Annotated in this window: 5 protein-coding genes, 4 tRNA genes and 1 rRNA gene; 8 read left to right on the forward strand and 2 right to left on the reverse strand. The window is 52.1% G+C overall.

Features of this window, described 5'->3' with window-relative positions:
* Positions 1–12: 12 nt before the first annotated feature.
* The 3 genes from rrf (at position 13) to birA (ending at position 2,277) form a co-directional block, all read left to right on the forward strand.
* A 5S ribosomal RNA gene (gene rrf / locus EKL29_RS22840) occupies positions 13–128 on the forward strand.
* 155 nt (positions 129–283) lie between these two features.
* Entirely contained in the window at positions 284–1,321 is a 1,038-nt protein-coding gene (gene murB, locus EKL29_RS22845; RefSeq protein ID WP_126690835.1) for a UDP-N-acetylmuramate dehydrogenase, read from the forward strand.
* Positions 1,318–2,277: a bifunctional biotin--[acetyl-CoA-carboxylase] ligase/biotin operon repressor BirA gene (gene birA, locus EKL29_RS22850; protein ID WP_126690836.1), complete on the forward strand. Its 960-nt coding sequence runs from the start codon at positions 1,318–1,320 to the stop codon at positions 2,275–2,277. The genes murB and birA overlap by 4 nt, the downstream gene beginning before the upstream one ends.
* A 35-nt stretch (positions 2,278–2,312) precedes the next feature.
* Here the strand turns inward: birA and coaA are convergent, their stop codons facing one another.
* Together coaA and EKL29_RS22860 are read right to left on the reverse strand one after the other, a co-directional pair.
* A complete protein-coding gene (coaA, locus tag EKL29_RS22855) occupies positions 2,313–3,263 on the reverse strand; it encodes a type I pantothenate kinase (protein WP_120458507.1) in 951 nt (316 codons plus the stop codon).
* 28 nt (positions 3,264–3,291) lie between these two features.
* Positions 3,292–3,645 (reverse strand): hypothetical protein, encoded by a 354-nt coding sequence (locus tag EKL29_RS22860; RefSeq protein WP_126690837.1) that lies wholly within the window; start codon positions 3,643–3,645, stop codon positions 3,292–3,294.
* Between the two features lie 155 nt (positions 3,646–3,800).
* Here EKL29_RS22860 and EKL29_RS22865 point away from each other — a divergent pair.
* From EKL29_RS22865 to EKL29_RS23510, 5 genes are all read left to right on the forward strand, one after another.
* Positions 3,801–3,876, forward strand: a tRNA-Thr gene (locus EKL29_RS22865).
* Between the two features lie 7 nt (positions 3,877–3,883).
* Positions 3,884–3,968, forward strand: a tRNA-Tyr gene (locus tag EKL29_RS22870).
* A 192-nt stretch (positions 3,969–4,160) separates the two neighbouring features.
* Positions 4,161–4,235: transfer RNA gene (locus EKL29_RS22875), tRNA-Gly, on the forward strand.
* Positions 4,236–4,240: 5 nt separating this feature from the next.
* Positions 4,241–4,316: transfer RNA gene (locus tag EKL29_RS22880), tRNA-Thr, on the forward strand.
* Between the two features lie 107 nt (positions 4,317–4,423).
* The coding region (locus EKL29_RS23510; protein ID WP_332459973.1) for a GTP-binding protein at positions 4,424–4,506 on the forward strand (83 nt) is incomplete at its 3' end.

Below are 4,506 nucleotides of genomic sequence, written 5' to 3' on the forward strand. Positions count from 1 at the left end.
AGACAGAATTTGCCTGGCGGCCTTAGCGCGGCGGTCCCACCTGACCCCATGCCGAACTCAGAAGTGAAACGCCGTAGCGCCGATGGTAGTGTGGGGTCTCCCCATGCGAGAGTAGGGAACTGCCAGGCATCCATACAGAAAAGCCCCCTGCTGACGCAGGGGGCTTTTTTACGTCTGTCGATCGGCGGTAAAGGCATTTCCCTGCGCGACACCATCAAAACTTCCCTACAAGCCTGAACTGATGCGGTAAACTATGCGCAGATAACTTAGTTAAGGCCGCACAATGTCCCACCAGTATCCTTCTTTGCAAGCTGACAATACCCTTGGTCTTGCGATCCGCGCACGCGATCGTATTCTCGCTGAGACGCCAGAAATGATCCTCAGCGCCTGGCGAAACGCCAGAATGAAGAATGAACCCTTTATTCTGCTGGGCGAAGGCAGCAATGTGCTTTTCCTGGAAGATTTTGCTGGTACCGTTGTCCTTAACCGGATTAAAGGCATCGATATTCAGGAGCAGGACGACGCCTGGAAGCTGCATATCGGCGCCGGTGAAAACTGGCATGCGCTTGTTGAGGCGACCCTGAAGAAAGGGATCCCCGGGCTCGAAAATCTTGCGCTTATTCCCGGTATGGCGGGTTCGGCACCGATACAAAATATTGGTGCCTATGGCGTTGAGTTCAGGGATGTCTGCGAGTATGTCGACGTACTTAACCTCGATACGGGGGCGACACAGCGGCTGCATCGCGAAGCGTGCGCTTTCGGTTACCGCGACAGCATCTTTAAGCATCAATATCAGCAGGGATATGCCATTGTCGCGGTAGGGCTCAGCCTGAATAAACGCTGGCAGCCGGTGCTCACCTACGGCGATTTAACGCGCCTCAATCCCGCTACGGTTACCTCCTGGGAAGTCTTCCACGCCGTTTGCCATATGCGGCAGAGTAAACTGCCCGATCCACGCGTGACGGGTAATGTCGGCAGCTTCTTCAAAAACCCGCTGATAAGCCTCGAACGCGCAGAAAAGCTGAAGCTTGCCTGTCCCGATATGCCCTGTTACCCACAGGGGAACGGCGAAGTAAAACTGGCGGCGGGCTGGCTGATCGATCAATGCCAGCTGAAAGGATTTCGCATCGGCGGCGCGGCAGTGCATCAGCAGCAGGCGCTGGTGCTCATCAATGCCGAACACGCCACCTCGCAGGACATTGTCGCCCTGGCGAAAACCGTACGTGAACGCGTCGGACAAAAATTTGATGTATGGCTTGAGCCCGAAGTTCGATTTATCGGGGCACAGGGCGAGTGCAATGCTGTAGAGGCAATTATATGAAAGACCATAGCATCCCGTTAAAGCTAGTTGAGATACTTTCAGACGGAGAGTTTCATTCCGGTGAACAGCTCGGCGAATCACTGGGGATGAGCCGTGCTGCGATCAACAAGCATATTCAGACGCTTAAAACCTGGGGGCTGGATATTTATACGGTAACGGGTAAAGGTTATAGCCTGCCGGCACCGATGCAGCTGTTGAATGAAGAGGCGATACTCGCACAGCTTCATCAACCTAATCTGGCCATCATTCCCGTTATCGATTCAACGAACCAGTATTTGCTCGAGCGGATGAATGAGCTGCAATCAGGTGATGCCTGTATTGCTGAATATCAGCAGGCTGGGCGCGGACGGCGGGGAAGACAATGGTTCTCGCCTTTTGGCGCCAATCTTTATCTGTCGATGTACTGGCGTCTGGAACAAGGGCCAGCGGCTGCGATGGGGTTGAGCCTGGTTATTGGCATCGTGATAGCGGAGACGCTGCAGCAGCTGGGCGCGCAGGACGTACGCGTGAAGTGGCCTAACGATCTCTATCTGCAGGACCGCAAACTGGCGGGCATCCTGGTTGAACTGACGGGGAAAACGGGCGATGCGGCGCAAATTGTTATGGGCGCGGGCATCAATCTGGCGATGCGCGGCGCGGACGCGACGCAGATTAATCAGGGCTGGATTAACCTGCAGGAAGCGGGGATCGCGATTAATCGAAACGACCTTGCCGCAAAGCTGATAAACAGTCTGCGCGAGGCGCTGCCGATATTTGAACGTGACGGGTTAGCGCCTTTTACCGAACGCTGGAAGGCTCTGGATAACTTTTTTAACCGACCGGTCAAGCTATTGATCGGCGAACGTGAAATTCACGGTATCGCGCGTGGAATAGATAAACAGGGTGGATTACTGCTTGAGCAGGATGGCGAAGTAAAATCCTGGGTAGGCGGGGAAATATCCCTTCGTCCGCAGTAAATAAAAAGCCTGCGCGATGCAGGCTTTTTTAATACTTATTTTCTCAGTCTTACCCGGTCGACCGCATGATTGCCGCTCTTGGTCATAATCAGGCTCGCTCTCTCACGCGTAGGCAGTATATTTTCTTTCAAATTCAGCCAGTTGATCTCTTTCCACAGCCCCGTGGCAATTTGTACGGCCTCCTCTTCGGAGAGCTGCGCATAATGGTGGAAGTAAGAGTCGGGATCGGTAAAGGCGCCCTGACGGAATTTCAAAAAACGATTGATATACCAGCGCTGCAGCAAGTCTTCAGGCGCATCCACGTAGATAGAAAAATCGACAAAGTCAGAAACAAAGACGTGGTGGGGATCATGAGGATAATCCATCCCGCTCTGCAAAACATTCAATCCCTCAAGGATTAATATATCTGGCTGATGCACGACTTTGTCGCCATCCGGTATGACATCGTAAACCAGGTGGGAATAGACCGGCGCCGTCACCTGGCTGGCGCCTGATTTCAGCGCCGAAACAAAGTTAACCAGCCGATGCATATCATAGGACTGAGGAAAGCCTTTCTTCTTCATCAGGCCGCGCTCTTTCAGCACCGCGTTAGGATGCAGGAAGCCATCCGTAGTGATGAGCTCTACTTTGCGATGTTCCGGCCAGCGGCTCAGCAGGGCCTGCAGGACGCGCGCGGTGGTACTTTTACCTACGGCCACGCTGCCGGCAATGCTGATGATATAGGGGATTTTTTGCCCGTCAGTTCCAAGGAACTGCTCAAGCACGGCCTGACGGCGCAAGTTGGAGCTGATATAGAAGTTAAGCAGGCGCGACAGGGGAAGGTAGATCTCTGCTACTTCCTCCAGAGACAAATCCTCATTAATACCTTTTAGCTGCGCGATCTCCTCTTCAGTTAAGGTCATCGGCACAGAATTACGCAGGGCGGCCCACTGCTTACGCGTGAACTCCAGATAGGGCGTGGTCAGAGGTGAATTCTTTTTATTCATAAGTATGCGTCTGACTGCAGATTCAGGCTTATTCATAGCACGCAGATAAAAAACCCGTAGCGATATGAAATCTATAGCTGCATGTCACAAAGTCTTTACTGAGAACAATGGGCTGGAGGTTAACATCAGTGTGACAATAAAAAGAAGAAAAATGATAAATCCGCGCACGCTTTCGCAAGCGGCTGCGCATAAGCACGGCCGCAGGCGAAGCAAGCGGTATGATTATCTGTCGCGCTGACATGGCGATTTGCGCCTGACGTTTCTTATTGTCAGCGTTGCAGATGCGCACCTGAGAGAAATTTTTACTTTTCGGCAAGGCTAAGTGAGCAAAAAGACAGCGCTTCAGATATTGGATGAGTGAAGCCGACGCAATAAAAATCATGCCGCTGCTGGCTAAAAACGGCCGGAACCGCCTAATTTTTCTCCGCAAAAACGCTAAAATGCGAGGATTTGCACAAATAGTAAGCGATAGAGTAATTTCAGCGATTTTTTTGTTGCATCCTGTCCCCGACCTTCCTAGAATGCGCGTCACTTGATGCCGGCTTAGCTCAGTTGGTAGAGCAACTGACTTGTAATCAGTAGGTCACCAGTTCGATTCCGGTAGCCGGCACCATCAAGTAGGTGGGATTCCCGAGCGGCCAAAGGGAGCAGACTGTAAATCTGCCGTCACAGACTTCGAAGGTTCGAATCCTTCTCCCACCACCATCTCAACCCTCTCGGTTGGGAGCAGATAAACAGCCTGTTTGTCTGTCGGTGAGTCACTTCTCTCACCCTAAATTCAAACTGCGCTTCGGCACAGTTAAAGTCGGTCAGCAACGCTGGCAGACTTCGAATAGTAGGGGAACATCTCTTATTATTCACAAGCTACAGAAAGAACAGGTAGCCGAGTTCCAGGATGCGGGCATCGTATAATGGCTATTACCTCAGCCTTCCAAGCTGATGATGCGGGTTCGATTCCCGCTGCCCGCTCCAGATGTGCTGATATGGCTCAGTTGGTAGAGCGCACCCTTGGTAAGGGTGAGGTCCCCAGTTCGACTCTGGGTATCAGCACCACTTCCTTTATCTCCTCCCTGATTCTCTCTCTGTAAATCCTGCATTCAGGCACAGCCTGGTTGATGTGATGATATCTTTGATATATCCGTGTCTTAGAGGGACAAGCGATGGCTAAAGAGCAATTTCAACGTAACAAACTGCACGTAAACGTGGGCACCATCGGTCACGTTGACCACGGTAAAACCACCCT

It is taken from the genome of Pantoea sp. YU22 (genome assembly GCF_003970755.1).
Taxonomy (GTDB): Bacteria; Pseudomonadota; Gammaproteobacteria; order Enterobacterales; family Enterobacteriaceae; genus Pantoea; species Pantoea piersonii.

Bases quoted from the DNA above. Each gene is read 5' to 3' on its own strand.
- coaA (WP_120458507.1), bottom strand. From the start codon at position 3,263: ATGAATAAAAAGAATTCACCTCTGACCACGCCCTATCTGGAGTTCACG.
- murB (WP_126690835.1), top strand. From the start codon at position 284: ATGTCCCACCAGTATCCTTCTTTGCAAGCTGACAATACCCTTGGTCTT.
- EKL29_RS22860 (WP_126690837.1), bottom strand. From the start codon at position 3,645: ATGATTTTTATTGCGTCGGCTTCACTCATCCAATATCTGAAGCGCTGT.
- birA (WP_126690836.1), top strand. From the start codon at position 1,318: ATGAAAGACCATAGCATCCCGTTAAAGCTAGTTGAGATACTTTCAGAC.